The 4,266-nt window shown below is 75.4% G+C and carries 4 protein-coding genes; all 4 read left to right on the top strand.

The window, feature by feature from the left end; translation table 11 throughout:
• The first annotated feature begins 72 nt into the window (after positions 1-72).
• Positions 73-1,368 (top strand): cyanophycinase, encoded by a 1,296-nt coding sequence (locus tag ACFUEL_RS36115; RefSeq protein ID WP_380241882.1) that lies wholly within the window; start codon positions 73-75, stop codon positions 1,366-1,368.
• A 129-nt stretch (positions 1,369-1,497) separates the two neighbouring features.
• A complete protein-coding gene (locus ACFUEL_RS36110; protein ID WP_380241880.1) occupies positions 1,498-2,379 on the top strand; it encodes a MurR/RpiR family transcriptional regulator in 882 nt (293 codons plus the stop codon).
• A 169-nt stretch (positions 2,380-2,548) separates the two neighbouring features.
• Positions 2,549-3,034: a DUF427 domain-containing protein gene (locus ACFUEL_RS36105; RefSeq protein WP_380241879.1), complete on the top strand. Its 486-nt coding sequence runs from the start codon at positions 2,549-2,551 to the stop codon at positions 3,032-3,034.
• 162 nt (positions 3,035-3,196) lie between these two features.
• Positions 3,197-4,266 (top strand): serine/threonine-protein kinase (locus ACFUEL_RS36100; RefSeq protein ID WP_380241877.1); only part of this gene is annotated, 1,070 nt, incomplete at its 3' end.

Raw genomic sequence — 4,266 nt, 5'->3', positions numbered from 1 at the left:
GGGTGCGCCCCACCCCCGGACGCGCACCCGGCGCCGCACGGTTCCAGAATCCAACGACCACGGAGTTCCCGGATGAACCGACACCTGCGCACCCGCTGCGGGCGCACCGCCCTCGCCCTCGCGGCCGCCCTGACCCTCCTCGCCACCACCGCCCAGACGGCCGCCGCCCGCCCGGCCGCCACCGGGGGCACCCTGATCCTGGTCGGCGGCGGCCTGAAGGACGGCAACAGCGAGATCTACGGCGAGATCGTCCGCAGGGCCGGCGGCGCCGGGAAGGCGCGGATCGGCGTGCTGACCGCCGCCTCCGTCCCCGAGAGCCAGGACCCCGACGCCGCCGACCCGGACACCTGCTCCAACTCCCGCTGCAACGGCCGCTACTACGCGGACCTCTTCGAGCACTACGGCGCCGCCGACGCCCAGTGGATCCCCATCGACATCGAGCACGTCGACGCCGCCGACTCGGACGCCGTGGTCGCCCAGGTCGAGTCCATGACCGGCTTCTTCTTCGGCGGCGGCGACCAGCACCGCTACGTCACCAGCCTGCTGCACGGCGACGCCCGCACCGACTCCGAGGTCATGGCGGCCATCCGCCGCAAGCTCGCCGCCGGAGCCGTCGTCGCGGGCTCCAGCGCCGGTGCGCAGATCGCCTCCGGACCCGACATGGTCACCGGCGGCGACAGCTACCAGGCCCTGCGCGACGGCAGCACCCCCGGCTACTTCGAGGACCCGACCCGGCTCGGCTACCTCCCGCAGGGCGGCTTCGGCCTCTTCGACGCGGGCCTGCTGGACACCCACACCGGCACCTACGGCCGCGAGGGCCGCGCGATCCGGCTGGCTGCCGACACCGGCCACGACCGGGTGTTCGCCCTCGACGAGGACACCGCGATCGAGGTCGAGCACGCCGGCACCCGCGGCGAGAGCATCCGGGTCCTCGGTACCCACGGCGTCTCGGTGTTCGACCTGCGCGCCGCCCGGACCGGCACCGCCGCCGGACACTGGACGATCGACGGGGTCCGCTACAGCTACCTCACCGACGGCGACCGCTACGACCCGCGCACCTGGCACGCGCGGGCCGGGGCGGGCAAGCGCCCCCTCACCGCCCCCTCCGACACCCCCGTGCCGCCCAACCACGACGCGTTCTACTCGGTGGACGACCCGGACGGCCGGCCCTACTCCTTCTCCGGCACCGCCCGCGCCCTCGCCGCGACCACCGCCCAGCGCACCGCGACCGCCGGCACCTTCGAGTCCGCCCCCGCCTTCGAGGTGCTCCTGCGCAAGCGCGGCGACACCCGGGCGTGGACCGCCGACGGCACCACCGCCGACTCCTTCACCGACCTGGAGGTCGGCGTCCACCCGGCCGCCGGCTGACCCCGGCCCCGCTCCGGGGCACCGAACCGTTCCGCGATCTCCGCAGCCCGGCACTTCGCTAGGCTGCGGAGGCACGTGCCGCGCCGTACCACCGACGACCGCCCGCCGCCCGGGAAGGGGAGCCCGCCCATGCCCACCGTCACGCTCGCCGAGGACATCCGCCAACGGCTCGGCGACTGCAGCCCCGCCGAGCGCAAGGTCGGCCGGATCCTGCTCGCCGGGTGGCCGGCCGCCGGGTTCGAGACCATCGCCACCCTCGCCGAGCGCGCCGACGTCAGCGCCCCCACCGTCATCCGGTTCGTCAACCGCCTCGGCTACCGCGGCTTCCCGGACTTCCAGGCGGCCCTGCGCGCCGAACTCGACGAACGCCACGCCTCGCCCGTCACGCTCTACCGCAGCGGCAACTACGGCGCCGCCGCCGACCCCGCAGCCGTCGGGGCCAAGGCCGAGAACCTGCTCGTCCACGGCCGCGAGGTGTTCACCGCGGCGGTCGACCGCACCCTCGCCGAGGTCACCCCGCACGACCTCGACCGGGCCGTCCAGCTCCTCGCCGACCCCAAGCGGCGCATCACCCTCGTCGGCGGCCGCTTCACCAACCTCTTCGCCCAGTACCTCGGGCTGCACCTGATGCAGGTGCGCGACGACGTCCGCTTCCTCCCCGACCGGCCCGTCGAGCGCACCGCCCTGCTCTCCTCGCTCACCCGCCGCGACGTCCTGGTCGTCTTCGACTACCGCCGCTACGAGGAGGACAAGGTCACCGTCGCCGAACTCGTCCGCGAGGCCGGCGGGCGCGTCGTCCTGTTCACCGACACCTGGCTCTCGCCCGTGAGCACCCACGCCGAAGTCGTCTTCTCCAGCCAGGTCGGCGCCCCCTCGCCGTACGACAGCCTGGTGCCGACGCTGGCCGTGGTCGAGAGCCTCGTCGCCGGACTGATCGCGGAACTCGGCGACCGGGCCCACCAGCACATGCGCCACAACGAGGAGACCGCCACCCGGGCGGGCCTCACCTGAGGACCGCCCGGGGCGGCGCTTCGGACGGGCCCGGTCCCGAGGGGCCCGCAAGACGGTGCACGAACGGTGCGAGTGGACCGCGGCGGTGCGGCGGTGGAGCCTGGCTCCGGTCGGTGGTGAGAACCGGCGTCCGCAGGGCGCACCGCACGGGAAGCAGGTGAGGGAAGACATGACGGAGAGAGAAGCGAGGGCCGCCGAGTCGGTCTGGGACTACCCCCGGCCGCCCGTCGTCGTTCCGGACGACCGGCTCGTCGAGGTGTCCTTCGCCGGACGGGTGCTCGCCTCCAGCCGGCGGGCCCTGCGCGTGCTGGAGACCAGCCACCCGCCGGTGTTCTACCTCCCGCGGGCCGACGTGGCCACCGAACTGCTCCGCCCCGTCGACGGTTCGACCCTCTGCGAGTGGAAGGGCCGCGCGCAGTACTGGGACGTCGAGGTCGGCGGCCGCTTCTCGGTCCGGGCCGCGTGGAGCTACCCGCACCCCCTGCCCGGCTACCGGGAGCTCCGCGACCGCCTGGCGTTCTGCCCGGCCCGGGTGGAGCGCTGCACGGTGGCGGGCGAGGTCGTGCGAGCGCAGGAGGGCGGGTTCTACGGCGGGTGGATCACCGAGGAGATCACCGGCCCGTTCAAAGGCCCTCCCCTGACCGCGGGGTGGTGAGCGGCCGCGGGAGGGCGGCGGCGTAGGCGGTGTCGGCGCCGCCCCGGGGCCGGGGCGGTACATCGTGCTCGCGCGGGCATCGCGCCGCCCATCGGGGGTACCCGTCAGCGGACCGCGGCCCATCCGCACGGTGAGGTCGGCCGTCCGGCAACGGAGAGTGGCATGAGCGTGACGACAGAGAGCATCCGCGGTACGGCCCTGTTCGCCGACCGGTACCGGGTCGAGGGCACCCTGGGGCAGGGGAGCGCCGCCGAGGTGCTGCGCGCCGTCGACCTGCACCTGGGCCGGGAGGTCGCGCTGAAGGTGCTGCACCGCGGCGCCCCCGAGGACCTCGCCCGCCGGTTCACCGCCGAGGCGCGGACGCTGGCCCGGCTCCGGCACCCCGGCGTGGTCGAGGTCTACGACCACGGGAGCGCCGACGACCGCCCCTACCTCGTCCTGGAACTGGTGGACGGGACGACGCTGGCCGACCTGCTGCGCACGTCACCGCTGTCCGCCTCCGCCACGCTCTGGCTCGGCCGGGAGCTCGCCCGCACCCTCGCGTTCGTCCACGGCCACGGCGTCGTCCACCGCGACGTCAAACCGTCCAACGTCCTGATCGACGCCTCGCGAACCCCCCGCCTCACCGACTTCGGCATCGCCCGCCCGCCCCTCGACGAGTGTGCCCAGGACGCCGAGGCGACCCGGACGGGCTTCGTCGTCGGCACCCCCGCCTACCTGGCACCGGAGCAGATCCGCGGCCGGGGCGCCCGCCCGCCCGTCGACGTCTACGCGCTGGGCCTGCTGCTGATCGAGTGCCTCACCGGACGGCGCGCCTACCCCGGCGGTCCCATGGAAGCGGCGGTGGCCCGCCTGCTGCACTCCCCCTCCATCCCCCCGGACACGCCCGCACCGCTCGCCCGGGCCCTGCGCGCGATGACCCGGACGGACCCCGCGGCCCGCCCGTCCGCCGCGGCGTGCGCGGACCTGCTCGACCCGCGGACGCCGGAGCTCCCGGCCTCCGGACCAGGAGCCCCGGCGGGCCGGGGCACCACCCGCCGCAAGCGCGTCGCCCTGTCCGCGGGAACGTTCGGCCTGCTGCTCGCGGCCGGAGTCGGGAGCATGGCCTTTGGCAACGGACACCCCGCGGCACCACCCGCACGGCAGCCCGCCACCACCTCCACCCCCTCTCCGACACCCACGCCCTCCGCCCCGCCCACCACCGCGCCGGTGCAGGCGCCGCCGGCCAGCAC

It is taken from the genome of Kitasatospora sp. NPDC057198 (genome assembly GCF_042670125.1).
GTDB lineage: Bacteria > Actinomycetota > Actinomycetes > Streptomycetales > Streptomycetaceae > Kitasatospora.
The sequence above is the reverse complement of the archived record's forward strand: the minus strand, read 5'-3'. Positions and strand labels throughout refer to the sequence as shown.

What these genes read in the sequence shown, in the direction of transcription:
- ACFUEL_RS36110 (WP_380241880.1), top strand. Translation starts at nt 1,498, where the DNA reads ATGCCCACCGTCACGCTCGCCGAGGACATCCGCCAACGGCTCGGCGAC.
- ACFUEL_RS36105 (WP_380241879.1), top strand. Translation starts at nt 2,549, where the DNA reads ATGACGGAGAGAGAAGCGAGGGCCGCCGAGTCGGTCTGGGACTACCCC.
- ACFUEL_RS36115 (WP_380241882.1), top strand. Translation starts at nt 73, where the DNA reads ATGAACCGACACCTGCGCACCCGCTGCGGGCGCACCGCCCTCGCCCTC.